28 protein-coding genes, 1 tRNA gene, 1 other RNA gene and 1 riboswitch are annotated in these 24,704 nt (G+C 38.1%); of the genes, 8 read left to right on the top strand and 22 right to left on the bottom strand.

From position 1 onward, the window contains the following. Positions 1 to 180: 180 nt before the first annotated feature. From ssrS to NST93_RS09340, 3 genes are all read right to left on the bottom strand, one after another. Positions 181 to 367: non-coding RNA, 6S RNA (ssrS, locus tag NST93_RS09330), on the bottom strand. A 113-nt stretch (positions 368 to 480) separates the two neighbouring features. Then, complete coding sequence (locus NST93_RS09335; protein WP_405103810.1) at positions 481 to 882, bottom strand: CBS domain-containing protein; 402 nt, start codon at positions 880 to 882, stop codon at positions 481 to 483. A 30-nt stretch (positions 883 to 912) separates the two neighbouring features. Further along, a complete protein-coding gene (locus NST93_RS09340; RefSeq protein WP_405103429.1) occupies positions 913 to 1,185 on the bottom strand; it encodes a hypothetical protein in 273 nt (90 codons plus the stop codon). A 207-nt stretch (positions 1,186 to 1,392) separates the two neighbouring features. After that, positions 1,393 to 1,502, top strand: a riboswitch (SAM riboswitch). Positions 1,503 to 1,638: 136 nt separating this feature from the next. On the opposite strand from NST93_RS09340, the gene NST93_RS09345 reads away from it, so the two are divergent. Further along, positions 1,639 to 2,742 (top strand): 5-methyltetrahydropteroyltriglutamate--homocysteine S-methyltransferase, encoded by a 1,104-nt coding sequence (locus NST93_RS09345; protein ID WP_405103431.1) that lies wholly within the window; start codon positions 1,639 to 1,641, stop codon positions 2,740 to 2,742. A 167-nt stretch (positions 2,743 to 2,909) separates the two neighbouring features. Here NST93_RS09345 and NST93_RS09350 read toward each other — a convergent pair whose 3' ends face one another. Further along, positions 2,910 to 3,161 carry a hypothetical protein gene (locus NST93_RS09350; RefSeq protein ID WP_405103433.1) on the bottom strand — a complete coding sequence of 84 codons (252 nt, stop codon included), beginning with the start codon at positions 3,159 to 3,161 and terminating at the stop codon, positions 2,910 to 2,912. Continuing rightward, positions 3,161 to 3,604 carry an OsmC family protein gene (locus NST93_RS09355; protein WP_405103435.1) on the bottom strand — a complete coding sequence of 148 codons (444 nt, stop codon included), beginning with the start codon at positions 3,602 to 3,604 and terminating at the stop codon, positions 3,161 to 3,163. The genes NST93_RS09350 and NST93_RS09355 overlap by 1 nt, the downstream gene beginning before the upstream one ends. 215 nt (positions 3,605 to 3,819) lie before the next feature. Here NST93_RS09355 and NST93_RS09360 point away from each other — a divergent pair, with 215 nt between their 5' ends. The 4 genes from NST93_RS09360 to cydS all read left to right on the top strand — a co-directional run bounded on the left by NST93_RS09360 (position 3,820) and on the right by cydS (position 7,303). Then, positions 3,820 to 4,596, top strand: a complete 777-nt coding sequence (locus tag NST93_RS09360) for an NRDE family protein (protein ID WP_405103437.1) — start codon at positions 3,820 to 3,822, stop codon at positions 4,594 to 4,596. Positions 4,597 to 4,815: 219 nt separating this feature from the next. After that, positions 4,816 to 6,165, top strand: a complete 1,350-nt coding sequence (locus NST93_RS09365; protein ID WP_405103439.1) for a cytochrome ubiquinol oxidase subunit I — start codon at positions 4,816 to 4,818, stop codon at positions 6,163 to 6,165. Then, positions 6,162 to 7,184 (top strand): cytochrome d ubiquinol oxidase subunit II, encoded by a 1,023-nt coding sequence (locus NST93_RS09370; RefSeq protein ID WP_405103441.1) that lies wholly within the window; start codon positions 6,162 to 6,164, stop codon positions 7,182 to 7,184. The genes NST93_RS09365 and NST93_RS09370 overlap by 4 nt, the downstream gene beginning before the upstream one ends. 5 nt (positions 7,185 to 7,189) lie before the next feature. Beyond that, positions 7,190 to 7,303, top strand: a complete 114-nt coding sequence (cydS, locus tag NST93_RS09375) for a cytochrome bd oxidase small subunit CydS (RefSeq protein WP_405103443.1) — start codon at positions 7,190 to 7,192, stop codon at positions 7,301 to 7,303. Between the two features lie 55 nt (positions 7,304 to 7,358). Here cydS and cydC read toward each other — a convergent pair whose 3' ends face one another. The 5 genes from cydC to NST93_RS09400 all read right to left on the bottom strand — a co-directional run bounded on the left by cydC (position 7,359) and on the right by NST93_RS09400 (position 11,837). Then, entirely contained in the window at positions 7,359 to 9,074 is a 1,716-nt protein-coding gene (gene cydC, locus NST93_RS09380) for a thiol reductant ABC exporter subunit CydC (protein ID WP_405103445.1), read from the bottom strand. After that, complete coding sequence (gene cydD / locus NST93_RS09385) at positions 9,071 to 10,801, bottom strand: thiol reductant ABC exporter subunit CydD (protein WP_405103447.1); 1,731 nt, start codon at positions 10,799 to 10,801, stop codon at positions 9,071 to 9,073. The genes cydC and cydD overlap by 4 nt, the downstream gene beginning before the upstream one ends. 193 nt (positions 10,802 to 10,994) lie before the next feature. Continuing rightward, positions 10,995 to 11,067, bottom strand: a tRNA-Lys gene (locus tag NST93_RS09390). A gap of 92 nt (positions 11,068 to 11,159) precedes the next feature. Then, complete coding sequence (locus NST93_RS09395) at positions 11,160 to 11,378, bottom strand: YdbC family protein (protein ID WP_405103448.1); 219 nt, start codon at positions 11,376 to 11,378, stop codon at positions 11,160 to 11,162. Positions 11,379 to 11,402: 24 nt separating this feature from the next. Next, positions 11,403 to 11,837, bottom strand: coding sequence for a universal stress protein (locus tag NST93_RS09400; protein ID WP_405103450.1), 435 nt, complete (start codon positions 11,835 to 11,837; stop codon positions 11,403 to 11,405). Between the two features lie 147 nt (positions 11,838 to 11,984). On the opposite strand from NST93_RS09400, the gene NST93_RS09405 reads away from it, so the two are divergent. Together NST93_RS09405 and NST93_RS09410 are read left to right on the top strand one after the other, a co-directional pair. Continuing rightward, positions 11,985 to 13,022, top strand: coding sequence for a C45 family autoproteolytic acyltransferase/hydolase (locus NST93_RS09405; protein ID WP_405103452.1), 1,038 nt, complete (start codon positions 11,985 to 11,987; stop codon positions 13,020 to 13,022). A 210-nt stretch (positions 13,023 to 13,232) separates the two neighbouring features. Then, on the top strand, positions 13,233 to 13,787 hold the full coding sequence (locus NST93_RS09410) for a beta-class carbonic anhydrase (RefSeq protein ID WP_405103454.1): 555 nt from the start codon (positions 13,233 to 13,235) through the stop codon (positions 13,785 to 13,787). A 59-nt stretch (positions 13,788 to 13,846) separates the two neighbouring features. Here NST93_RS09410 and NST93_RS09415 read toward each other — a convergent pair whose 3' ends face one another. Further along, positions 13,847 to 15,265 (bottom strand): MDR family MFS transporter, encoded by a 1,419-nt coding sequence (locus NST93_RS09415; protein WP_405103456.1) that lies wholly within the window; start codon positions 15,263 to 15,265, stop codon positions 13,847 to 13,849. Positions 15,266 to 15,471: 206 nt separating this feature from the next. Between NST93_RS09415 and NST93_RS09420 the strand changes: the two genes are divergently transcribed. Then, complete coding sequence (locus NST93_RS09420; protein WP_405103458.1) at positions 15,472 to 16,008, top strand: YusW family protein; 537 nt, start codon at positions 15,472 to 15,474, stop codon at positions 16,006 to 16,008. Between the two features lie 72 nt (positions 16,009 to 16,080). Here the strand turns inward: NST93_RS09420 and NST93_RS09425 are convergent, their stop codons facing one another. The 11 genes from NST93_RS09425 to mscL all read right to left on the bottom strand — a co-directional run bounded on the left by NST93_RS09425 (position 16,081) and on the right by mscL (position 24,446). Next, entirely contained in the window at positions 16,081 to 16,650 is a 570-nt protein-coding gene (locus NST93_RS09425; RefSeq protein ID WP_405103460.1) for a 5-formyltetrahydrofolate cyclo-ligase, read from the bottom strand. 22 nt (positions 16,651 to 16,672) lie between these two features. Next, positions 16,673 to 18,349, bottom strand: coding sequence for a formate--tetrahydrofolate ligase (locus tag NST93_RS09430; protein ID WP_405103462.1), 1,677 nt, complete (start codon positions 18,347 to 18,349; stop codon positions 16,673 to 16,675). A gap of 24 nt (positions 18,350 to 18,373) precedes the next feature. Further along, complete coding sequence (locus NST93_RS09435) at positions 18,374 to 19,234, bottom strand: hypothetical protein (RefSeq protein WP_405103464.1); 861 nt, start codon at positions 19,232 to 19,234, stop codon at positions 18,374 to 18,376. 50 nt (positions 19,235 to 19,284) lie between these two features. Continuing rightward, entirely contained in the window at positions 19,285 to 19,767 is a 483-nt protein-coding gene (locus tag NST93_RS09440; protein WP_405103812.1) for a GNAT family N-acetyltransferase, read from the bottom strand. A gap of 66 nt (positions 19,768 to 19,833) precedes the next feature. Continuing rightward, positions 19,834 to 19,995, bottom strand: coding sequence for a hypothetical protein (locus NST93_RS09445; RefSeq protein ID WP_405103466.1), 162 nt, complete (start codon positions 19,993 to 19,995; stop codon positions 19,834 to 19,836). 103 nt (positions 19,996 to 20,098) lie between these two features. Continuing rightward, positions 20,099 to 20,653, bottom strand: a complete 555-nt coding sequence (locus NST93_RS09450) for an SLOG family protein (RefSeq protein WP_405103468.1) — start codon at positions 20,651 to 20,653, stop codon at positions 20,099 to 20,101. Between the two features lie 216 nt (positions 20,654 to 20,869). After that, positions 20,870 to 21,277 carry a CotD family spore coat protein gene (locus NST93_RS09455; protein WP_405103470.1) on the bottom strand — a complete coding sequence of 136 codons (408 nt, stop codon included), beginning with the start codon at positions 21,275 to 21,277 and terminating at the stop codon, positions 20,870 to 20,872. A gap of 122 nt (positions 21,278 to 21,399) precedes the next feature. After that, positions 21,400 to 22,173 carry an ABC transporter permease gene (locus NST93_RS09460; RefSeq protein ID WP_405103472.1) on the bottom strand — a complete coding sequence of 258 codons (774 nt, stop codon included), beginning with the start codon at positions 22,171 to 22,173 and terminating at the stop codon, positions 21,400 to 21,402. Continuing rightward, positions 22,151 to 23,134, bottom strand: coding sequence for an ABC transporter ATP-binding protein (locus NST93_RS09465; RefSeq protein ID WP_405103474.1), 984 nt, complete (start codon positions 23,132 to 23,134; stop codon positions 22,151 to 22,153). Before NST93_RS09465 ends, NST93_RS09460 begins: the two co-directional genes overlap by 23 nt. A gap of 89 nt (positions 23,135 to 23,223) precedes the next feature. Next, entirely contained in the window at positions 23,224 to 23,832 is a 609-nt protein-coding gene (locus tag NST93_RS09470; protein WP_405103476.1) for a diphthine--ammonia ligase, read from the bottom strand. Positions 23,833 to 24,062: 230 nt separating this feature from the next. Beyond that, the gene (gene mscL / locus NST93_RS09475; protein WP_405103478.1) at positions 24,063 to 24,446 is read right to left on the bottom strand and encodes a large conductance mechanosensitive channel protein MscL; all 384 of its coding nucleotides are present in this window, start codon (positions 24,444 to 24,446) and stop codon (positions 24,063 to 24,065) included. Positions 24,447 to 24,704 lie beyond the last annotated feature (258 nt).

Consider the following 24,704-nt stretch of genomic DNA (forward strand, 5'->3'; position numbering starts at 1 on the left):
ACTCCCAATTTCAATAATTAATTAGAAAATGAAAAAGTTACTCTTTTCTAAAATTATAGGCATTTCCTCTCGTTCTGTCTATTCCTTTTAAGAAACATATTTTTTACTTGCTCCATTTAATGCGATTTTCAATAATTAAAAAAAGCTAGTTTCTTATAGAAACTAGCAGTCATACTATGTATACAGGCCACAATTGCCGTATTTTAGAAATAAAAAGTTTTAAACCACCACTTTCAACAAGTGGGTGTTTGCAGAAACCTTCCTGTCTTCCGCTCAGTGGCGGCTCGACATTCCAATCTCGATGTAAAACTCCCTATTCATCATTTAGAGGTTAAAACTTAATTCAATACGTACATTGCAGCTTGTAAATACATTCTATACCCTCTGCAGCAAAAAATCAATAGAAAAAATTTACAATTAACAAGTAGGACAAATAGATTCTCTGTTCATGAAATATGCAGGGTACGGCTAAATATCCCGCTAGCGCTGCTGCATGCCAATGATATCTAAATTTGTGATAATCCCGATTAATTTTTCAAGTGCATGACCCTGTTTTGTTATTAACAATGCTTCGAGACGGTTTCCTTTACCAAATTGTTTTTTAAAAATCTCAATTGCTTCAAGGACAGTTGTTTCTGCTGAGATAAATTGATAATTGTCGTTCGTCTCATACTGCAGCATTTCTGCAATTTTTGCCTCTTTTAATTCCTTCGCTTCGGAATACATACTTTCCGCTAGCCACGAAGCAATCGCTCTTTGACTAACCAATCCCTTAAATTCACCATTATGATAAATTGGAAACTTAGTTATATTTTTTTCATGCACCATTGCCAATAAATGGGATAATGGTTCACTTTGCTCAAACGAAATAACCTTTTTAATATATTGCGGGGCAACTTTTCGCGGTTCTAATCATTCCTTTTCAATCCATTCAATTTGTTCAACGACCGAATCATGCGGCTCAGCAATCGAGAAGGTAATATTAACTTTATTATGTACAATTGCATTTCTTAATTCAGCGTATTCCAGAAGATCATCACTATACTGCCCTACAACTGCATCAGCATTTTTCAACATCCTTACCATCTTCGAAAACCCAATATTTCTCCCGCTATTTATAATCGAACGCATTCTTTTTTCAATCCGATTAAATGCAGTTAAAAACCTCTCCGAATTTCGATACATGCTACTCCCCTATTTCTTATCGTGATATCTATATTATAAAACATACGTATCTATTAAACTACCAAACTGTGACAACGAGGTACAATCCTAATGGCTCATTGGATGTTTAACCTTGAATGTCCTGAAAAATTATAATTTATTAAAATTGCTTGACAATTACTGTACAACCATATAAGCTTGTCAATAACAATAATTTCATATGATACTTTCTTATCCAGAGAGGTGGAGGGACTGGCCCTTTGAAGCCTCGGCAGCGGACTTAATCATGCGATTATGTACTGTGCCAATTCCAGAAGCATATTTGCTTTAGATAAGAAGAGACAGCTTATTATTACATATTGCCAACCTCTTCTTAATCTAGGAAGGGGTTTTTATTATGGATGAAATACTTCGTAATTGAACCTCTTCGCACTTTGTGAATAAAGAAAGAATAAATATAAAGGAGATAGGAAAATGACAAAAACACTAGTACAAGCACCGTTCCGAGCAGACCATGTAGGGAGCCTGCTGCGTCCGGAGCGCATCCATCAGGCTAGAAAGGATTTCCAAGAAGGTGCGATTACAAATGATGAACTTTATAACATTGAAACAGAAGAAATCACGCGTATCGTTGATAAACAGCTTGAAATTGGCTTAAAGGCTGTAACAGATGGAGAATTCCGCCGCAGATTCTGGCATACAGATTTTATGGAGCACTTAAATGGTGTAGAAGGATACGTTCCTGATCATGGATTTGCATTTAACGGAGAGGAAACTGAAAAGTACGATGTGCGTGTTATCGGAAAAGTCTCCTTTAATCCAAATCACCCACATGTAAAAGAATTTATTGCGTTCAAAGAAATTGTTGGTGACCGTGCGATTGCAAAACAGACGATTCCTAGTCCAAACCAATTCTTCAATGCGGGAATCCGCAATCTTGAGATTTACCCTGACATTGAGGAATATGCAAATGATATTATTCAGACTTACCGAGATGCAATTAAAGCCTTTTATGATGCGGGCTGCCGATATTTACAACTTGATGATGTCTATATTGCGGGTTTAAATGCACCAGAAATTCCATTCAATGATAGTGGGTACAGTCGTGAGGAATTAATAGAACTAGCACTTCGTGTTGTCAATGGTGTCCTTGAAGGTAAACCAGAAGATTTAACTGTTACGACACACCTTTGCCGGGGCAATTACCGTTCAAATTGGGCTTTCGAAGGCAGTTATGCAAAAATAGCGCCAACATTATTTGCAAATGAAAAGGTAGACGGTTTCTTCCTGGAGTATGATGATGATCGTTCTGGAGATTTCAAACCATTAGACTATATTCCAAATGATGGACCAAGGGTTGTTCTCGGTGTCTTTACTTCTAAGAATGGCACATTAGAGGATAAAGAAAATATTAAAGCTCGTGTTGAAGAAGCCTCCCAATATGTTCCTTTAGAAAATCTTTGCATCAGCCCGCAATGCGGCTTTGCATCGACACATCATGGCAATATTCTGACCGAAGATGAACAATGGCAAAAATTAAAATATATTGTTGATATCTCCAAAGAAATTTGGGGATAAAAGTAAAAGGTGAGCAGTTTTCTGCTCACCTTTTTGTTTTATTATTTGTACTGCATATTCATTCCAATTTCAATAATAAAAGCTGGTGATCGAGCATCATAGCAATCAGGCTTCTTCGACTGTGTTCGTTTATCAATAACTTATCTTGTCTTCATCCAAATTTGAAATTAGAATAAATAAATAACAAATGCGATAATGATTATAACCGCTGCCACAATGTAAATCCAGCTCAGGTTCGGCAGATTGGATTTCAATGATTTTTCCTCATATTCATGGGAACGTTCTAATTCATCACCAAAACCTGCTCCCTCTTTCTTATATTCCTTTTGTTTCTTTTCTTCAACTTTTAATACACGGTACGTAATTGCTAATGCAATAATACATGCTGCAACGACTAGACCAATTAACCAACCCATCATTATAATCCCCCCATTTCTGGATCGAGTAAGATTTTTTCTCCTCCATTAATTGCATAACTTCCATGCACAGTCGCATTAAGGGAATAAGCCACAGGGCAATACTTATTTAAGGATAGCTCAACCGTCCGAAATATTTTATCATTCGAGAGATCACCAGTAAACGTATAATGAATATAAATGTCTGTGAAGCGCTGTGGATGACTTTCCGCACGTTCTCCCTTTGCTTCAATATTAAAATCATCTGGCATTATGTTCATCTTCTTTAATATGAAAATAATGTCCATTCCTGTACATCCAACAACTGCCCCTAATAGCATTTCCATTGGACGAATACCATGATTTTGCCCGCCAGCTTCATCTTTTGCGTCCATAATCAACGGATGACCTGACGGAGTGATTCCTGAAAAAGCCATATTCCCCTGCCATTCAACCCTTAATTCCATAAAATTCACTCCTTATCAGAAATATATCCATAACCGAGACATTTCAACCATTTTTCACTGACTTTTTATTAAAAACTTTATTTCAGACTATAATTTGCTTGTATTTACAGTGCAGAAACTTAGTGTCATTATCCTATTCTATTCCTGAACAGAGAATCCTAATATTTGGCTATCAATACAGTGCAAAGTATACTTATGGGAAGAGGTGATTCATCATGTGTTTAATCAATCTTCATTTACAGGAGCATCCAAACTATAAGTTGGTTGTTGCAGCTAATCGGGATGAATTTTATGCAAGGCCTACTGATCAGGCTCATTTTTGGCCAGATGCACCAACACTTCTTGCAGGCAGAGATTTACTGCAAAAAGGGACATGGCTCGGCATTACGAAAGAAGGACGCTTTGCCGCGCTAACCAATATCCGTGATTTAACCTTAGAGGGAACGAATAAAAAGTCACGCGGCGAAATTGTCAGCGGTTTTTTAAATTCTGCTGTTTCACCTGAGACTTATTTGGGAAAAATAAGTAAAGAGAGACATCAGTACGCTGGCTTTAATATTCTGGTTGGAAATTCCGAACAGCTTTTTCATTATAATAATGTTGAAAATAAACTGAACGAAGTTACACCTGGCACACATAGCTTAAGTAATGATTCATTGAATACACCATGGCCAAAGGTCGAAAAAGGAAAAAGAGAGCTTAACACATATATTAGACAACACGAAAAAATTGATCCTGATAAATTATTTGCAATACTGGAAAATGAAGAAGTTGCACCAGATATCAATCTGCCGCAAACAGGAATCGGCATAGAGCTAGAGCGCAGTCTATCTGCATCTTTTATAAAAACGCCTGATTACGGTACACGTTCTTCAACCGTTCTATTAATTGACAGCAATGACCAAGTTACCTTTACAGAAAGAACGTATGTACAAGGCATCCTTAAGCAAGAACAGGTTTTTAAGTTTAGTTTGCAGCTCCCTGCAATGTAAATATGTACCTGTTCAGCAAATTGCTATATTCTTGCTCTTTCTGTACATACTAAAAAAACAGGATTACTAAATTTGTCATATCTGGAGGCATCCAGCCCGTATGTTTTGAGTTACAATGAAGGAACATGACGGTTTCTACTATGTTTGTGGTGAAAACCGTTTTTCCATTCAACTAACTATGTTCAGTATTACACGAACTCGATAAAAGGAGGAAAATCTGTGTTATTTAATGATCCCGTATTCGCAAGCAGAATGCTGACTCTGCTGACGCTGTCGTTTCATATTATCTATGCCACCGTGGGGGTGGGAATACCACTATTCATTATGATTGCGCAGTGGATTGGCATTAAAAAGAATGATAATCACTATATTTTAATGGCTCGGCGCTGGGCACGCGGCTATATTATCACGGTCGCTGTAGGTGTAGTTACAGGTACAATTATTGGCCTTCAGCTATCCCTATTATGGCCGAACTTCATGGAGCTTGCTGGTAATATAATTGCTCTGCCTTTATTCATGGAAGTGTTCGCATTTTTCTTTGAAGCTATTTTCCTTGGCATTTATTTATATACAGGAGACCGATTCAAAGATCAGAAAAAGCACTTTCTTTTGTTGATTCCAGTTGCATTAGGAGCTGGTATGTCAGCCTTTTTCATTACTACAGTGAATGGTTTTATGAATGCTCCCCAAGGTTTCGATATTGTTGACGGAACATTTGTGAATGCAAATCCAGTTCTTGCAATGTTTAACCTGGCATCACCGACGAAAATTGCTCATGTGCTTGCTACAGCTTATATGACATCAGCCTTTATCCTAGCAACAATCGCTGCATTCAAGATGCTGAGAGGGTCAAAACATTCCTATCATAAAAAAGCATTGCATATGACAATGAAAATCGGTCTGATCTTTGCAATCGCTGCAGCGTTAATTGGTGACTTCTCAGGTAAGTATCTCGCAGAATATCAGCCTGAAAAGCTTGCAGCTGCTGAATGGCATTTTGAAACAGAAGGCGGCGCACCGCTTCTGCTTTATGGTGTACTTGATGAAAACCAAGAACCGAAGTATGCAATTAAAATACCTTATGCATTAAGTATTTTAGCTTTTGGCAATCCTTCATCAGAAGTAATTGGGTTAAATGAATTCCCGGAAGAAGAGCAACCACCACTCGAAGTCCATTACTACTTTGATACGATGGTGACAATCGGCATGGCAATGATCGCAATTTCCTTTATATACTGGTTTGGCACTCGAATGAGATATGCGTTTGTTGAATCCAATTGGTTCCGCTGGCTCATTGTCCTGGGTGGACCACTGTCTATGCTAGCAATCGAAGCAGGCTGGTGGCTCGCAGAATTTGGACGTCAGCCATGGATCTTACGTGGTATTATGACAGTCAGCGAGGCTGCAACAACCAGCAATCATGTTGGACTAATGTTCGTGCTTTTCGCGACTCTTTATCTCATTCTAGGGATTGGAACGATTGTTGTACTGCGTAAAATTTTCATCAATAATCCCGTAGAAAATGAATTAGCGAAAATCCAGGCTAAACAAGGTGGTGAACAGTCATGAGTTTAGAAATATTAGGGATTTCCGTACTGTGGACCTTCTTATTTGGATATGTGATTCTCGCATCAATTGACTTTGGTGCTGGTTTCTTTAATGCTTACAGTATTCTCACAGGCAAGGAAAGAATCTTATCAAAAATAATTCAGCGTTATCTGTCACCGGTATGGGAAGTAACGAATGTATTCTTTGTCTTTTTCTTTGTTGGTATTGTTGGGTTTTTCCCGCAGTCTGCATTTTACTTTGGTACAATTCTTCTCGTTCCAGCAAGCATTGCCCTGATCCTGATGGCAATCCGTGGTTCTTACTATGCTTTTGAATCATATGGAGCGAGAGGTCATAAAGGCTATGCTTCGATGTATGGTATTGCAGGATTACTCATCCCTGCTTCACTGTCAGTTGTGCTTGCGATTGCACAGGGAGGATTTGTTTCCATTGAAGGAGGAACTCCAGTACTTGATTATGCAGGATTATTTACAAGTCCAGTATCATGGTCAATTGTCGTCCTTGCAATTGTCGCTGTTTTATATATTTCTGCAGTATTCCTTACCTGGTATGCAGATAAAGCAAATGACAAAGACGCTACTGACCTGATGCGTAAATATGCACTAATATGGGCTGTTCCGCTAATCATTGCTGCTTCAGGAATCATTATTGAATTGTATTCACATAATGAAACACTATTCAATAACTTAATGAATCTATGGTGGATGTTCGCGATTTCCTTTGTCCTCTGGGCATTAACTGTCTGGTCTATCTGGAAGAGGAAAAATTATGCAGCGGCGGTTTGGATGTTGGTAGGACAATTTGCCTTTGCCTTTTTCGCATATGGTATTGCCCATTATCCATACCTGCTCTTCCCACACTTAACAATTCATGAAGGTTTTACAAATCAGGCAATGGCCATCTCACTTGTTGTTGTTTTCGTTCTTGGTCTTGCATTGTTAATTCCTTCAATCTATTTATTATTAAAACTGTTCCTCTTCGATAAAGATTATATACAAGGTAACAAGAAGAAGGAGTGAACCATATGCTTAACGATTTTCTAATGTTTGTCGCTCCGGGTTTAACAATTATTGCAGCGATTGTTTTATCCTTTTGGGCAGCAGCAAAAGATGAAACAGTAAGTGATGAAAATAAATAAACCATTAAAAAAGTTGTAAGCAATGAATGCTTACAACTTTTTTACGCTTTACATATTATCCTCTAAACACACTCTGTTCAATTTGCTTCAGCTTATAAAAATGGCCTTGCTTGTTCATAAGCGATTCATATCTGCCGCTTTCTATAACAGAACCATTTTCCATAACAATAATTTGATCCATTTTTTCCAGACCATTTAATCGGTGACTGATGAGAATCAGAGTATCTTCAGCAGCTAATTCGAAAAGCTCATTATAAATTTTCGCTTCTGTTAAAGAATCTAGTGAAGATGTAGGTTCATCAAGCATCCAAATTCTCGCATTTTTAAGCATTGCTCTAGCTATGGCAAGACGCTGTTTTTCACCACCTGAAAGATTGGCCCCTTTTTCAAGGACTGGATCATCCAGCTGAAAATGTTGAAGCTCTACTTTCGTTAGCGCTTGACGCATCTCTTCATCTGAAAGCATTTCTCTCGCAAGCCGTAAATTATCTTTTATTGTTCCATAGAAAAAGTGATTTTCCTGAAGAACAACATTTGTATTGCCCCAGATGCTTTCGTCTATAAATTGACTTGCCGGCTTATTATTAATCTGAACATCACCAGAGTCAGGATCGTATATCTTCAATAGCAATCGGAGAATCGTTGACTTGCCTGACCCGCTTGGTCCAACTATCGCCGTTTTAGAACCGCGAGGAAAATGCATGTTAACACTTCTTAAGGTTTCTCTTTCGTCTCCCGGGTAGGTAAATGACACATCATGCAGCACGATAGATGGACTCGATTTTATTTTCAATTCCTCTGCAGCAGTTTGAACAACAGGCTTCTCTCCTACCACCGCAGACAGCCTGCTCGCTGCTCTCCGGCTGTCTTCTAAATGACTTGGAAAGACTGCCATTGACGTCGTATTTTCGAAAACCGTTAATGAAATCATCAAAAGCATTGCAAGAAAAATTCCATCCAGTGTGCCTTGTGCGATCATATATGCACCAAATCCCAGCACAGTTACTGAGATTATCAGTGACATAAAAGTGTTCAGTGACTCGCTATATAATTGCTGCACCCCAGCCTTCTCCTGTTCTTCTACATATGCTTTAGAATAATTTACAAGCTGTGCTTCCTTTTCATCCAATCTTTGATAAATTTTCAAATCACGAAAGCCATAGAATAGTTCAGTAACCTCTGTCGATAATTTCCCCCGTTCTTCTCTTACCCCGCGGTCAACCTTGCCTTGTCTGATTGCAAAATATGCTGGAACTAAAATTGTCGTTACCAGAAATCCTGCAAAAATAATGAAAGCAGTTTCCACTGAGAAAAACATTGTGAAGAATATTGTGCTTAAAAATACAAGTAAAAGCACAATCGGCGGATAGAAAACCCGCAGGAAGAAATTTTGCAATGTCTCTACATCTCCAACAACTCTTGCCAGTAAATCACCACTGCGAAATTGCTGGAAAATCTTCGGAGCAAGAGGTTCCAATCTTTCATAAAAAGCTACACGTAAATTGCTCAGCATCGTAAATGTCCCTCGATGCGAATAATATCTTTCTCCATACCGGCTTGCAGCTGAAATAATACCAAATAATTTAACTGTCGCTACAAGTACCATCAATGTATAAATTGGTGGTGCTAATGCAGCTTTGGAAATCAAATAACCACTTGCGGAAAATAAACCTACAGCTGTAATTCCACCAATAAAGCCGAAAAGGATAGAAAGCACAATATCCTTTTTCTCTTTAAAAAGCAATTTAATTATAGTTCGCAAATCCCTCATTGGCTCCTGCCTCCTTGCTGTATGGAAACCATGGATCGATAAGCAGGCGTCGATGCAATCAGTTCATCATGCTTCCCTGCTGCAATTAACTCACCTTCATCAATAAATAAAATTAAATCAGCATTTTTAATCGTATGCAAGCGGTGGGCAACAGTGATTACAGTAGAATTTCTCGCCAGCTCCTTTATTGAATGCTGTAAGATCTGTTCCGTTCGTAAATCCAGCCCCATTGTTGGCTCATCAAAAAGGATAACGGACGGTTGTTTCAAAAAGGCACGAGCTAAAGCAACTCGCTGTTTCTCTCCTCCTGACAGGCCGCGGCCTGCTTCCCCAACTTGTGTATCATATTGCTTTTCAAGTGTGGTGACCAGCTCCGAAATCCCGGCTTTTTCTCCAGCTGCTTCTATCGCTTCCCTTGTCGCCTCTCCCCTTCCGCCAATTGCAATATTTTCTGCAATTGTTCCGGAGAAAAGATAAGGATTTTGTGATATATAACTTAGCTTATTAAACCAGCTATTTTCAGTATAAGCAGAACGGTGCTTACCATTTATGAAGATTTCTCCTTCAGATAAAGAAACGAGACCAGCTATTAGGTGAAGCAATGTTGATTTTCCAGCACCAGTCTTCCCCACAATCGCAATTTGGCTATTTGCAGGAATCTCAACAGATATATTTTTTAATGCCAGCCTTTCCTCACTATATCCAAAACTTGCATTTTTCAATGCGATAACTGGGGTTTCATCTGTTTCTAAATTATCCTCACCCCATTTTAAAGGAGTCTCAGGTGCATCTAATTCTTCTTTTAACTTATTGAATGCACCTTTACTGCCGCTTCCTGTGTGAAATGCGCTGCCGAGCTCTTTCAGTTTATTGTAAAACTCCGGTGCAAGAACAAGCATTAAAAATCCTGTAAAAAAGTGAATATCCTGAAAAATAATTAACCGAATTGCTACTTCTAAAGCGATTAACCCCATGCTCAGCATTGAAATAAACTCCAATGCCAGTGAGTTTGTAAAAGCAGTTTTCAAAACAACCATTGTTGCATCACGAAAATCAAGACTGCTTTCTTGAATTGCTTCTTTCTGTTGTTTCGATCTTCCATATAATTTTAGGGTTGTTAATCCTTGTAGAGTATCAAGGAATTTTCCGGAAAAGGCAGCCATTTTATCAAGCTGTTCTTCTGATTTATCCTTTGTGTTAAAACCAATAATAACCATAAAAATTGGGATAAATGGTGCGGTAATTAAAATAATAATCCCTGTTGCATAATGCTCCATAAATATAATGATTAAAAGCATAATCGGGATGATTGCTGATTGGATAACCTGGGGAATATAATTGCTGTAATAGGAGTCAATTTCATCTACTGTATCCAGCATCACACTTACCTTCTCACCAGATTGACCATGCATTGCTGCCTCCATATTTGTCCGAGAATATTTCTGAAGCAATTTTCTTCTGAATTCATGCTTTACCTTGGCTGCAAGCCGTACACCCGTTTTCCCATTAAAATAATTAAATAGTGTTCGACCAAGCAAAGCTGCAAGCAAACCAAACAACAATGGCAGCACTTCAGCAAAGGAAACTCCCTGCAAAAATATTTTATCAACGATAATCACAATTAAGTATGCTTGCGCAATGATTGTTGTACCGCTTAATAAAGCAAAAGTTATCATAAGAAACAATCTATTCCTATGGCTCTGTGCTATTTCTTTTAATCCATTCATTCTGCGTAACCCTCCTCAAATTAAGGAAGTGAAGTCCTTCACATAAGTATACATGATTCATTATCTAACAGTAAAATAAGAGGGACTCTGTTAACAAAGATGTCGAATTTGTGTTCCTGCTACAGAACTTTCCGTATAATAAAAGCATATCAAAAAAGAGATAAGCTATTCCAGCTTATCTCCTCTATAGTTATGGGACATGCAGGGATCGAACCTGCGACCCACTGATTAAGAGTCAGTTGCTCTACCGACTGAGCTAATGTCCCGTCAACTATTTTATATTATCACATTATAAAAGATGAGACAAGACATTTATTAATTTTTTTAACAAAATTTATTATTTTTTTATAAACAGTGCTCAACTAAACCTTTCCAAGCTTGCTTTCAGTTTTAATACATCCTCTTTTGATAACGTGATTCCCTTCCCCATTTTTTCATGTTCAGGAGCCCAGTCACGCAGATCATACTTTGGTTCACGACCATTCCAGCTAATTAAGTTTAACTCTTTCGTCCAGCCTTTTGGTGATTCCGATAAAACTGCAATTGTTTCGATGATTTCATAATTAAAATCAGCCATTGATTATCCCTCTTTCTATATAACTTATTTAATTACAAGTACGTGGCAGGTCGCTCTTTGCACAATACTATTGCTTACACTGCCAAGCAGTAATATTTTTAAATTGCTCAAGCCACGATTCCCAACAATAATCTGGTCTATTTCATACTCTTCGGCATAATCACAGATAGCAACCCCTGGGTTTTTCTGTGCAAAATCAGTAATAATTTCTATTTTTATTTTATACCCCTGCTGTTCTAAGCTATGTTTCACTTTTTCCAACTCAGGATAAATCGCTTCTGCATCATTCATTGATATATTGCCTGCAACAGCTGTATTATTGCTCGAGATGCCAGGTGTAACTACAGTTACAATGTGAATTTCAGTATTCTCATCTAATCTTGCCTGTATTTTGGCTTCATCAATTGCTGCTTTGCTTATATCTGAGCCATCATAAGCAATTAAAATTTTTCTCCCCATTGCTTTCCCCTCCTTGCGATACGATCCCTTCACTATATTACCAAATAATTATACCTTCCTACAGTAATAAAGGCTCTAAGCCTATTCACTTTCTTATAGAATACATTTCTAGTATGCTTCCATTATCAATAAAAATGAGGGATTAGGATGAAACAAGTTGTAAGTGATATTATAATGTTTCGTGGTTCACATGCCGATTTTGGATTTTATCAAGGAAAACTGCTAAGACATTCCCCAATCCTTGATGCAAGAAAAAAACAATGGAGCAGCAAATCAAGACATTTTATTATAGACAGAAAGAAGATAGAACCGATTTTCAACTATTTCAGTCCTGGTATTTGGCAGGAGTTAATTGGACTTGCTGAAGCGCTCCAAATGGATATGGAAACAGCGATACGGGAATTCGGCGGTTATTACTTGGAATATGGCAAAAGCGGTTGCTCCATCTTTTCTGACAGCAACTATATGATTCGCAATTATGATAATGCCCCAAGCACCTATGAAGGCAGGTATGTTTTCTATCAGCCAGCGGATGGCGGATATGCGACTATTGGCCCTTCCATGCAAATAACCGGCCGTACAGATGGGCTGAATGAAAAAGGCCTTGCAATGGGCTATAACTTTGTTAATCGCCTCCGCTCTGATGATGGATTTGTTTGTAATATGATTGGCAGATTAGTGCTTGAAAATTGCGCAACTGTTGATGAGGCTGTTGCTTTATTAAAAGAGCTTCCTCACCGTCATTCATTTAGCTATAGCTTGCTTGATAAATCTGGCAAACATATCGTTGTTGAAGCATCTGCAAATGAAGTGCGGACAAGAGATGGTCAAATATGCACAAACCATTTTGAGAAATTGACAAATGAAAATCGGTACCGTATGGATGATTCCCTTCAGCGCTATGAAGCAATTTATCAACAGCAGCCGGTAATTGAAACACCTTATGATGCGTTTCGCTTAATGAATGATATCGATAAAGGAGTATTCTCCAATAAGTATGGTGCTTGGGCAGGCACAATTCACACCGCAGCATATTTACCACAGCAGATGCAAGCATGGATAGCTCTTGGCGGGGATCAGCCGCCACTCATCTTTAATTTTAATAAATGGCTGTTCGGCGAAAAGTTATATGCAAAGCAAATTAAAGGCAAACTCGATGCCAACCACGGATTTATTAATGTTTAAATGAAAAACTGCCTCTTATTCTCAGTATGCCGCTGGTTCACCACCCAGCGAGCTGTTGAAAGCGGTATGCGGATGGACTTGCCGAGAATTATCATATCAATTGGGGCACATAACTTATAATTTTCGGTTCCATTTCTGAGTTTAATTACATGTCTTAGGGAAAAATATGATATATTTTATAGAAAGAAAAATAAGTAAGGAGAATTGCGTATGAGCTTACAAGATATGCTTGATTTCAATCAAAAATTTGTCGAAGAAAAAAATTATGAACTTTATCGTACAGACACATATCCAAATAAAAAAGTAGTCATTTTCACATGTATGGAATCTCGACTCCTGGAACTTTTGCACAGAGCATTGAATTTAGAAAATGGAGATGCAAAAATCGTTAAAAATGCTGGGGCAATTATTCGCAAGCCTTTTGACAGCATTATGAAAAGCATTCTTGTAGCTGTATATAAGCTAAAAGCCGATGAAGTAATCGTGATTGGACACCATGATTGCGGTATGTCCAACGTAGATACAGATGCACTGAAGAAAAGCATGGTTGAGCGCGGAATCAGTCAGGACCGTATTGATACATTAGAGCATGGCGGAATTAACCTTGCAGAAGAATTTCATGGTTTTAACACTGTCGAAGAATCTGTTGAGCAAAGTGTATCGATTATCCGCAGTCATCCACTGTTACCAGAGGAGATTCACGTCCACGGTCTGGTGATTGATCCAGAAACAGGTAAAGTTGATATCGTCACACAGGATAAGTAAAACGCATCAATCAAAAATGCGCAAGAAACCAAAAGTTTCTTGCGCATTCATTTATTTTCTTATGGTCTTGCTTGTTTATTGCTTGCCACACGGTCCTTGATATAAAAGGATAAAATCAGACCAATCAGTGAGATGATTCCCGCAACAATAAAGGAAACATTCACTCCATGAATCATTCCTTCTATTCCTTGTTCAGGTTTAGCGGTAGTCGTCATAATTGTAATTGGCAGCGCGGTGCCAATCGCCCCAGATACCTGGCGCAATGTATTATTTACAGCTGTACCATGTGAAATCAAATCTCGTGGCAATACATTCAGACCAGCAGTAGTTACTGGCATCATCGCCATTGAAATCCCTATCATCCGCATTGCATGCGTGATTGAAATATATATAAATGATGTCTCAGTAGACAGCACCGTAAGCATGAAAGTTCCAGCAGTCATAATTAACAAACCAATGATGGCAAGCCACCTTGCACCGTATTTATCAAATAAGCGACCTGTTATCGGGTTGAGAAGTCCTTGTAAAACTGCTCCGGCAAGTAATGCTAAACCAGACTCAAAAGGTGAAAATCCTAACATATTTTGCATATATAACGGCAGCACTACAGCTGCACCAATCATAGCAATAAACGTAACCATACCAATAATTGTTGAGATGGAAAACATTTTATATTTCAATACACGGAACTCTAATATAGGTTCATCCAGCTTAAGCTGACGCATAATAAACCAAATAAGTGTTATCACACCAACGCTCATTCCGATTAACACTTCTGCACTTGTCCAGCCAGCACTTCCGGCAATACTGAACGCATACAGAACACCGCCAAATCCAAATGTTGATAAAATGATGGATAGTATATCGAGTTTCGGATTTGATTGCTTTGTTACATTCTTTAAAATAAAGTATGCAATAATAATATCAATAATTGCAATCGGCAGAATCATCCAAAACAATACACGCCATGATGCAACTTCTACAATATATCCTGAGAGTGATGGACCAATTGCCGGAGCAAAAGCAATCACTAAACCAAACATCCCCATAGCAGATCCGCGCTTTTCTATTGGGAAAATCAGCATTAAAATTGTCTGCATTAATGGCATCATAATTCCTGCACCAGCAGCTTGCAGTATTCTCCCGACTAGCAACAGTTCAAAACTATGTGAAATTGCAGCAGCGAGTGTTCCTAAAGAAAACAAACTCATCGCCGTCAAAAACAGACTTCTTGTCGTAAACTTTCCAATTAAAAAAGCTGTAATCGGAATCATAATTCCGTTTACTAGCATAAAAACAGATTGCAGCCATTGAACCGTATTTTCATCCAACATTAAGTCTTCCATGATTTTCGGCAAGGCTGTTCCAAGTAATGTCTGGTTTAAAATAGCAACAAATGCTCCAGATATTAAAACAATAACTAATGGTGTACGATTGAATGCATTACCATCGCTATCATATGAAAAACTTTTACCCATAAATTATCCTTCTTCCTTATCATTCATGATTATATTACACATAACATATGATTATATCACTTATTTTTTCCTTATACAATTTTAACGTCTGAGTACCAAATGATATAATGGATGCTGTTTTTTAAAATTTACATCCATAAGTTTAATTGTTCCCCATAATGGATATGTTAATTAATATACCTATCAAGAAAGGACGATAAACCTCTATGAAAAAATTACTTTTACCAACAATACTTATCATTTTAGCGCTGATTATTGCAGCTTGTGGAGACGACGACACTGTAACGGATTCACCTGAGAATAATCAAACAGACGCTGACCAAAGTACACAAACAGATCAAGATGAAACCATAGATAATGGCAGCACCGATAATAGTACAGATGATAATGCAGATGACAATACAAATAACAACACAGCTGCAAATATAAACTATAATTTTACCAGTTTCAATCTGGAAGCTGACTTTGAAAATGAGAATGATGCTGTAGATGTTGACTATGAAGTCGAGACAGATGAAACGGAGGCATCTTATATTGATAAGCAGCAAGGTATTAATCTTGTCGGTAACGAAGCGATGGACGAGCTCGACAGTATTTTCAATGCCTTCCTTTTCGATGAGAATACCGCTGATGAAGAAGTGCTGAGCGAAGTCTTGGAGGCCTTCAATATTCCTGAGGATGCTTCAAATGTCGAACTGGAGATTGACTTTGCAAGCGGTGTTGAAAAGGAATACCGCCGATAGTTGTAAATTTACCCAATAACAAATGACACCCTGACAGTGGACGCTGTCAGGGTGTCATTTTCTGTTTATATATTACTTATCAGTCTCTTTAACTGAACCTTTTTCCGTCAATAAGGATTGAACAGGAATATCGAAGGATTCGTCTGGAACATGCTCGAATAACTGTTCTGAATAAAAGATGGATATTGTCTTGTTTGGAAAGTCTTCAAGAAAACGATCATAATATCCACCACCAAATCCAACTCGATAGCCTCTTCTGTCAAAACCAAGTCCTGGAACAATCAATAGGTCAATGTCTTCGTTTTTCACCTTTTCCGATAATTGTGGGTGTGGTTCACGCAAGTTAAAAAAACTTTGTTCCAGCTGGTTAAAGTTTTTCAGCTGATAGAAGTCAAGTCTTCGAACTTCTGGGATACATTTTGGAACAGTGATTATCTTTCCTTCCTGCCAGCCTTTTTCAATGATAGATGTGGTATCCCATTCAAAACCGCCAGATACTGTAATGCCAATTGTATCCGCTTCTTTCCATTCTTTAGAAGCAAAAAGCTGTCCCGCTATGTTTTTTGTAATTTCTTCCCTTAAGTCTGGGGCAATATTTATAAGTTTATCTTTTACAATTTCCCTTATTTCTTTTTTGTCCATCGATATACCTCCGTTTCAACCTTTAAAACAGTCCAGTAATTTGACCAGCTGAAGTTACATCAATCCCTTCAGCAGCCGGTTTTTGCGGCAGCCCTGGCATCGTCATAATCGTTCCTGTCAATACGACAAGAAATCCAGCACCTGCAGATACTTTTACCTTTTGGATTAATAGATTAAAATCTTTTGGAGCCCCCAGTTTCGTTGGATCGTCTGATAAAGAATATTGTGTTTTAGCCATACAGATTGGAAATTTGTCAAAGCCAAGAGATTCAAGCCGCATGATATCGCGCTCAGCTTCTTTTGTCAGTTCAATCCCTTTTCCTCCATATACCTTTTGGACAAGTTTTTCTATTTTAGCTGTTATGGAATCTTCCAGATTATATGGGTGCTTTAATGTGCTTTTCATTTCACACAGCTTGACAACCTCATGTGCAAGATTTTCTGCACCTGCACCGCCTTTAGCCCAAACATCCGACAGGACAACTTTTACACCAAGTCGTTCACACTCTTTCTTAATAATATTTAATTCAGCTTGCGTGTCAGCCGGGAACTTATTAATTGCAACGACTGCCGGAATACCAAACACTTCTTGCATGTTTTGTAAATGCTTCAACAGATTGGGCAGGCCAAGTTCGACAGCCTGAACATTTTCTTCATTTAACTCTGTCTTGGCAATCCCCCCGTGCATTTTCAATGCACGAACTGTTGCAACAACCACTGCTGCATCAGGAGCAATGCCTGCCATTCTGCTTTTGATGTCAATAAACTTTTCTGCACCAAGATCTGCCCCAAAGCCCGCTTCTGTCACCGTATAATCCGCATATTTCAATGCGAGCTTTGTTGCCATGATGCTATTGCAGCCATGTGCAATATTAGCGAAAGGCCCACCATGAATCAGTGCTGGTGTTTTTTCAAGGGTTTGAACCAGATTTGGCTTTAAGGCATCTTTAAGCAATGCTGTCATTGCACCTTGCGCATTAAGCTGGCCAGCTGTGACTGGTTCATCTAAAGCAGTATAACCGATAATAATACTTCTCACTTTTTCTTTTAGTTCTTCGATATTATTTGAGAGGCAAAGGATTGCCATAATTTCAGAGGCAACCGTAATATCAAAACCATCTTCCCGCGGTACACCGTTCTTCCCGCCATTAAGTCCATTCACAATATGGCGGAGTTGCCTGTCATTCATATCTACTACACGTTTCCATGTTATTTTCCGTGTATCAATATTCAACTCATTTCCTTGATGGATATGATTATCAATCATTGCAGCAAGCAGATTGTTCGCCGCACTTATCGCATGGAAATCCCCTGTGAAATGTAAATTAATATCCTGCATTGGCACAACCTGTGCATAACCTCCGCCAGCTGCTCCGCCTTTAATTCCAAAGACAGGGCCCAGTGAGGGTTCACGTAACGCAATCATCGTTTTCTTCCCAATTCGTTTAAGACCATCACCGAGTCCAACAACAGTTGTCGTTTTGCCTTCTCCCGCAGGGGTTGGACTAATCGCAGAAACAAGGATTAATTTGCCGTTTGGCTGCTCTTTCACCTTATCAAACGCTGTGAAGCTGACTTTTGCTTTAAAATCTCCGTATAATTCGAGATCACTTCGAGCAATGCCTGCCCCCTCTGCAATCGTCTCAATCGATTCCATTTTTATTGATTCTGCTATTTCAATATCGGTTTTATAGCTCACCTTATTTCCTCCCTTATCGATTATTTATATATATTTTTTTAACTGATACGTATTCAAGCAAACCGCCTTTGGAAAATGAAGATTCTGATAAATGAACATTGCATAAGTACTTGTGGAATCGAATTCTCCCGTTATAGACTTATAGCCTTTTTGCTTCGCCTTTATAATCTGCTGTAAAACGAGGTTTAACAATTCCCAATCATTATTTCTGCTATATCCAACCCAGCCTAATTCTATTTGTGTTTTTGTCTCTTCATGTATGTAAGAAAATGCAAGAATATCGTCATTCTCATCCACTATACAGCAACTTAATTCCAGCAGCGTATCTTCAGAATAAATAAGTTTCTCCCATGCAGCAGCTTCTAAAACAACTGCTGGATTGGCTAAATGTGTTTCTTCATAAATTTGTTTTGTAAATTGAGCAAGCTTATATTTCAATGCTTTATTTTGGCTGATTTCCAATAAAGTAAAGACTTTATAATTTGAAAATACTGTTGTTTTAAGTGCCAGTGAGTCGATAGCTGCAACAGGGATAAATGTTTTTCTGATTAATTTCAGGCCTTTGCTTTCATAGAATTGCATGAAATGTAAATCTTCCTCCCAAATGGATGTTTGAAGCGGAGATGCACTATTCCTTGCAAGTTCAGATAATAATTTCTCTGCAATCCCATCTGGTCCAGTTGTTTCTTCTAATACGATTTTAAAATAAATACAATGAGGATGGAAGCTGTTTTTCCAGGAAAGGATGAGACCAGCAAGCTTGCCATGCGTTTTTGCTCCAAACACTTTCGATAGAGACGGCCAGCTTAATATCGATGTATATCGTCCGTCCGGCAAATTTTCTTCAATAAATGCTTGAACGTTCTTTCTCTCTAATTCTTCCATGCTTGCTATTTCGATTCTTTCCGCCTCCCAACAGTCACTATATCGCTTCATTATATTTTTAGTGACATACGAATCGTATGTAAGGTATGGCCATCAAAATCATCATCAAATTCCGAAATTTTTTCAAAGCCTTTTGCATGATAAAACTTTAATGCAGGAAGATTCTGTCTTTCTACATTTAAAACAACTTCCTCTGCACCCAGCTCATTTATTCCCGCTTCCAGCAATGCAGTGCCAATTCCGGTTCCCTGATATTCAACGTATAAATAGATTGCATGGAGATGCACCTTTCGTTCATCCATAATAGGTGAATAATTGGCAAATCCAACAATCCTGTTATCGGCTTCCGCAACAAATATATTTGTTTTTCTTAAACGTCGTTTCAGCATTTTTTTGCTGTAGGCATGCAGCAAAAAACGTTCCCGAGTATGGAATGGAATAATTTCCTCGTAGGTTGTATGCCAGCTTGTATTTGCCACAGACTGCACTGCCTGTATATCACGCTTTTTCATTTTTCTAATTCTGAAATCCAACATATTCACCCGTCTTTCTTCCACTGAAGTCAACGTTCAATAACTTTCCATCTAAAAAATTATTTACTATTTTTTATTCTTTCTTTCATAATACTTTTCTAAAATTACTCGTCCTGTTTCAGAGCTGTCAATCCCTTTTCTTACTGCTGCTGTAATTACAAAATACAAAATAACAAACGGCGCAGCATAAATAACGAGGTTCATTAAAACACCAATAATATAATCCATAAAAAACCATCCTTCTTTGTCCGATTACATCTATTATACTTGTTTCGGCTACCCGCTTCCATCATTCTCGGTTAATTTTCCAGATTAAAAGAAGTTACCGAAATCATGTCCAATAATCTGGGTCAGACATCCTTAATTCTTCTACAATATCATCAAGATCCATTGGAGTAATCAGATATATTGGATAGTCCTCTGACACTTTTTTAGCCGCTTCACGGAAATAATGGACACTTCCAGGATATTCTTCATCCATTAACAGCAGGCTGGCATCACTTTTCTCAGCAAGCCACATATCCTTTGCCCGAAATTGAAATGGTCCCTTATAATCTCCAATATATAAAGGCTTATAAAAATCTGCTGCCATCGTAATTTCCTGGTATTTTTCTTTTAAGTTTTCAGGCCATCGCTTGTCTTGATTTTCAAACGGCGGAAAAATTGCAAGATTAATATCATATTCTTCTTTCAAATCCAAAACGAGCTCTGCTGTCCAAAGTTCCACACCCATTTGTCCCGAAACAATCACCCATTCCAATCCCTCTTCAATAAAACCAAGCAAGCGTTTTTTAATAGCAGCCTTAATTATCTGCACCTTGGGGTCGTCCTCTTTGAAGATGCCTAATTCTAATGATTTATATCCTGATACATGCAGTACTTTCATTACCTTCACCTCAACTAAATATAAAGAGCCAGCAAAAAAGAGGCCGAAGCAAAATGCCTCGACCTTATCTTTTACCGTTCTTGTATAAAGAACGATATAATTAAAAGCCTGAAGTTAATCAGCTAAATAGCCATGTTCAGCTCCAGTGCCAATCCAGTCACCCAGAACAGGATGAAGCTCTATCAGCGTAAAAGGCCCTTTCACTTTAGTTATATCTTAACACCATTTACCATGTTTGTTCCAATGATTCCCTTGGTTCATACCATGTCCTGGCGATGTAGCACCCATTACTTGCCCGCCTGGTCCTTGCTGTCCCATCCCCATACCTGGGAATTGACCGCCCATTCCTCCTGGCGGGCTGAATGCACCTGCTACTTGGTTTGGTGCCGGCACTTCGAACGATCCTCCGTATTGATTCACACTGTTTGTAGTATTTTGCATGGATGTAGAATGAGGGAAGAAATGATTATTTTTCACTGTGTGATGGTTCATGATCGTTGTATGCGATGGATGCACATGGTTCACTGTACTTTCCGAGAATTGATTCACGCAATTTTGCTTTGTTGGGTATACAATTGTTTTACAAGCTTGACACCCACAATGTCGCCCATGACGATGCCGCATAATAAAATCCCCTTTCTGTTATCGATTCACTACTAATCTATGACAGACAGCTTAGGGATGTATAAACAAGTACCCATGTTCAAACAAATAAAGCGAAAACATCGATATCTTTTTATTATAAATTAATAATGTGCGAGCAGCCCTTTCCGCATTGCCACTCTTTCACAGTAAATAAATACCCATAATCCCAAGGCTAAATAAAACAGCGCATTAATAATTAAAACAAGATAATCATACATTGTGAATTGCGACAAACTCGTGCCCAGGATCATCACTTCGCGCACCATATCTACTCCCTTCACAAATGGAAGGAACTGCAGTACTGGTGACAACGAAACAGGAACAAACGTCAATGCCATTAAGATAAATTGCAGTATTTGCAGAAAGGCTTGCACTTGCTTTAAAATAATTGAAATTCCCGCAATAATAAAACCAATTCCAAACATACTAAACAAAGTAAGAAGCATAATTGGCACAATTGTCACTACATCAATATTCAGCCATTGACCAGCAGTAGCCATCGATATATAAAGCAACGCAATTACAATTACTAAATTAATAATCGTGGTAGAAAGCAATCGTGCTGACATAATCCGCCAGATGCCCATCGGTGACATGGACAGCTGTTCAAGCGTTCCTCGCATTGCTTCGTTAATAATCTCATAGCCAACACTGTTTATAATTGTAATAGTCAGAAACCAAAATATATAATTTACAATGACATATTGTGTATTTGCATCCTGTGTTGTAGGATCGCCGACAATTTGTATAACTCCAAATAATCCAAGAAAAATAATATAAAAGGTTAATATCATGGCGATTGTATTTGGCAAATAACGTTTTAATTCAAGATATTCCTTTTTCAAGTTTGCTTTAAGAAGATTGAACCAAGCCATTTCCCTTTTCCCCCTTTACTATTTTCATGAAAATTTGCTCAAAATTTACTACGTCACGATCGATGGCTTCAACTGGTGTTTTCATCAGTTTCAAGATATCGAATAAATCATAGATTTCTTCATTATCCGCTAAATCCACCTTAACTGTTGCTTGAAAATCATCTGCATCATATTGATGAGAAGGAAATTTATTTTCTAAAAGCAAGAGCTGCTCATCTGTTAACTCCCCCCCCAACGTAAGCTTATATGTCCTCACTTCAAACAGCTTCATTAAATTTTCAACTCGATCATTTGTAATAATTTCTCCTTGATTAATAATGACTGTCCGCTCACAAATATCTTGAATGACATCCATATCATGAGAGCTGATAATAATGGTCCGGTTATGCTCTCGAACAATCTTTTTTAAAATCTCCCGTACTTCATAGCTCGTTTCGACATCAAGACCAAGGGTCGGTTCGTCTAATAAAATGACTTCACTGTCCGCAAGCATCGCCACTGCGATTGCCAATTTTTGCTGCATTCCTCTCGAAAGCCGATTAACTAACTCATTTTCCTTCATTTTCAAATTAAAACTTGCTAAAAGCGCTTCAATTTTCTCCGCAACTTCTTTTTTTCCATAACCACGATTTCCTGCGAAATATTCTAGATTTTCTCTTACTGTCAGCCTCCAATACAGATTACGATTTCCTTCAAGTACAGCGCTAATATGTCGTAATGCCTTTAAGCGCCTGTCTTTATTATCCGTACCATTAATCCTAATCGAACCCGAGTCTGCAATTAATAGACCGCAAATCATTTTAATTGTCGTTGTTTTCCCCGCTCCATTAGGTCCCAGCAAACCCAGTATTTCACCAGGATATACTTCAAAAGACACATCAGATACAGCATGTACATACTCATCTGTCCGTCTTTTCTTATAGGACTTCTTTAAATTTTTCACCTCTATGATTGGTTCCATTTCTTCCATCCCCCTTTGTCTCACTTGGGTTTATTGTAAAGTAGAAATTCTATAAAATATACAATCCTCAGCAGTAAAAAATCTCAGCCTTAAGACTGAGATTTTTTGCCTTTCTGAAAAATAGGCCCATCATATACATAGCTGTGATACTCTCCTGCCTCCCCAAGTGGGCATACATTATATTTTAATACATCACTTATAAAGTCCGCATCAATTTCTCTGCCAATCCAGCTCCCAGGAAGTTTAGCTTCATCCACCTTAATGATTTTACTTTTAAATCCAGCAGCAACATAGTCCCGCAACACTTTGGCCGCATTTTCTTCTTTCGTCCACAGTGGATATAAAGCCGCTAAATTTGCAGCTTCAGCTACATCCTCTCCCCATTCACGATGTCCTTCTAAATAAATATCTCCAAAACCTATTGCATGAATTCCATAAGTACCCTTAATTTCCATTAATCTTTTTTTAAAATCATCTGTATAACCCTCAAAATCTGTAACAATATATTCAAGCGGGATTCCAAGTTCACTTGCTTGTTTTTCAATTTTTTCTTCTTTTTCTCCGTGTGCTACCGTTTCTCCACTTTCTCTCCATATTGTTGTAATCAAACAAGCAACCTCGACCCCCTCTTCCTGCAATTTATGTAATGCAAAGCTGGAATCCTTTCCCCCACTAAATGATAATGCTGCTTTCATCATTCTTATTCTCCCTTCCCATATAGTGATTATTCTATTTAAAAACAAGACCGGGACATAATATTAATATGTGGGAAAACCCAAACAAATCATCATAAAAGCATTACCAGCCGCCCCGGTCACCCGTGCGTTTCCTTCTGCTGACATTTCCGTATATTCTGGTGCTGATGAACAGACTTGTTCGGATTTAATTCATATTAATATCGTTGTATCCAGTCTCGTTAACTGCATTTTTATTCTCGTTCATTCTGTTCTTTTAATAGGTCGCGAATTTCTGTAAGCAGCTTCTCTTGTGCATCGATTTCCTCTTCCTCTTCTTCTTTGTCTTCTTTATGTTTGAACTTGCTCAAGAGGCGGATTGCCATAAAAATTGAAAAAGCAATAATTAGGAAATTAACAAATGATTGAATAAAATTACCATACATTATATCGGCGTCCCCAATTGATATCATCAAGCCAGTGAAATCTATTCCACCAACAAGAATACCAATAAGTGGAGTTATTATATTATCTACAAATGAGGTTACAATTGCACCAAATGCTCCACCAATCACTACTGCAACTGCTAAATCAAAAATATTTCCTTTAAACGCAAACTCTTTAAATTCCTTCCACATACCTATCTCTCCTATCTCTATCTTTCATACATTTTCTTATTCAACTAGTATACATTTTTCTTTTTGTCACGAACAGCCCACTTTTTTCCTATTATTACGTTTCTCTAACCTCCACCTAATCTTTCGACAAACTTCAGTTTAATATAGAATGCTCATTCCTTTCAATCGGCATCGACAGCTCGTTCAGACTCCTCATTTTATAAGCAGCGGTGAAATCACGGCAAGCAAGTAATATTTCGTATGCGCATCTTTAGGAGA

Origin of the sequence: Oceanobacillus sp. FSL H7-0719 (assembly GCF_045040795.1) — a bacterium.
Classification (GTDB): domain Bacteria; phylum Bacillota; class Bacilli; order Bacillales; family Amphibacillaceae; genus Oceanobacillus.

Bases quoted from the DNA above. Each gene is read 5' to 3' on its own strand.
- NST93_RS09460 (WP_405103472.1), bottom strand. From the start codon at position 22,173: ATGGCTTGGTTCAATCTTCTTAAAGCAAACTTGAAAAAGGAATATCTT.
- NST93_RS09420 (WP_405103458.1), top strand. From the start codon at position 15,472: ATGAAAAAATTACTTTTACCAACAATACTTATCATTTTAGCGCTGATT.
- NST93_RS09405 (WP_405103452.1), top strand. From the start codon at position 11,985: ATGAAACAAGTTGTAAGTGATATTATAATGTTTCGTGGTTCACATGCC.
- NST93_RS09465 (WP_405103474.1), bottom strand. From the start codon at position 23,134: ATGGAACCAATCATAGAGGTGAAAAATTTAAAGAAGTCCTATAAGAAA.
- cydC (WP_405103445.1), bottom strand. From the start codon at position 9,074: ATGAGGGATTTGCGAACTATAATTAAATTGCTTTTTAAAGAGAAAAAG.
- NST93_RS09350 (WP_405103433.1), bottom strand. From the start codon at position 3,161: ATGATGGGTTGGTTAATTGGTCTAGTCGTTGCAGCATGTATTATTGCA.
- NST93_RS09400 (WP_405103450.1), bottom strand. From the start codon at position 11,837: ATGGGGAGAAAAATTTTAATTGCTTATGATGGCTCAGATATAAGCAAA.
- NST93_RS09360 (WP_405103437.1), top strand. From the start codon at position 3,820: ATGTGTTTAATCAATCTTCATTTACAGGAGCATCCAAACTATAAGTTG.
- NST93_RS09415 (WP_405103456.1), bottom strand. From the start codon at position 15,265: ATGGGTAAAAGTTTTTCATATGATAGCGATGGTAATGCATTCAATCGT.
- cydD (WP_405103447.1), bottom strand. From the start codon at position 10,801: ATGAATGGATTAAAAGAAATAGCACAGAGCCATAGGAATAGATTGTTT.
- NST93_RS09395 (WP_405103448.1), bottom strand. From the start codon at position 11,378: ATGGCTGATTTTAATTATGAAATCATCGAAACAATTGCAGTTTTATCG.
- NST93_RS09450 (WP_405103468.1), bottom strand. From the start codon at position 20,653: ATGAAAGTACTGCATGTATCAGGATATAAATCATTAGAATTAGGCATC.
- NST93_RS09340 (WP_405103429.1), bottom strand. From the start codon at position 1,185: ATGTATCGAAATTCGGAGAGGTTTTTAACTGCATTTAATCGGATTGAA.
- NST93_RS09345 (WP_405103431.1), top strand. From the start codon at position 1,639: ATGACAAAAACACTAGTACAAGCACCGTTCCGAGCAGACCATGTAGGG.
- NST93_RS09425 (WP_405103460.1), bottom strand. From the start codon at position 16,650: ATGGACAAAAAAGAAATAAGGGAAATTGTAAAAGATAAACTTATAAAT.
- mscL (WP_405103478.1), bottom strand. From the start codon at position 24,446: ATGTGGAAGGAATTTAAAGAGTTTGCGTTTAAAGGAAATATTTTTGAT.
- NST93_RS09370 (WP_405103441.1), top strand. From the start codon at position 6,162: ATGAGTTTAGAAATATTAGGGATTTCCGTACTGTGGACCTTCTTATTT.
- NST93_RS09410 (WP_405103454.1), top strand. From the start codon at position 13,233: ATGAGCTTACAAGATATGCTTGATTTCAATCAAAAATTTGTCGAAGAA.
- NST93_RS09470 (WP_405103476.1), bottom strand. From the start codon at position 23,832: ATGATGAAAGCAGCATTATCATTTAGTGGGGGAAAGGATTCCAGCTTT.
- NST93_RS09445 (WP_405103466.1), bottom strand. From the start codon at position 19,995: ATGGATTATATTATTGGTGTTTTAATGAACCTCGTTATTTATGCTGCG.
- NST93_RS09355 (WP_405103435.1), bottom strand. From the start codon at position 3,604: ATGGAATTAAGGGTTGAATGGCAGGGGAATATGGCTTTTTCAGGAATC.
- NST93_RS09455 (WP_405103470.1), bottom strand. From the start codon at position 21,277: ATGCGGCATCGTCATGGGCGACATTGTGGGTGTCAAGCTTGTAAAACA.
- NST93_RS09435 (WP_405103464.1), bottom strand. From the start codon at position 19,234: ATGGAAGAATTAGAGAGAAAGAACGTTCAAGCATTTATTGAAGAAAAT.
- cydS (WP_405103443.1), top strand. From the start codon at position 7,190: ATGCTTAACGATTTTCTAATGTTTGTCGCTCCGGGTTTAACAATTATT.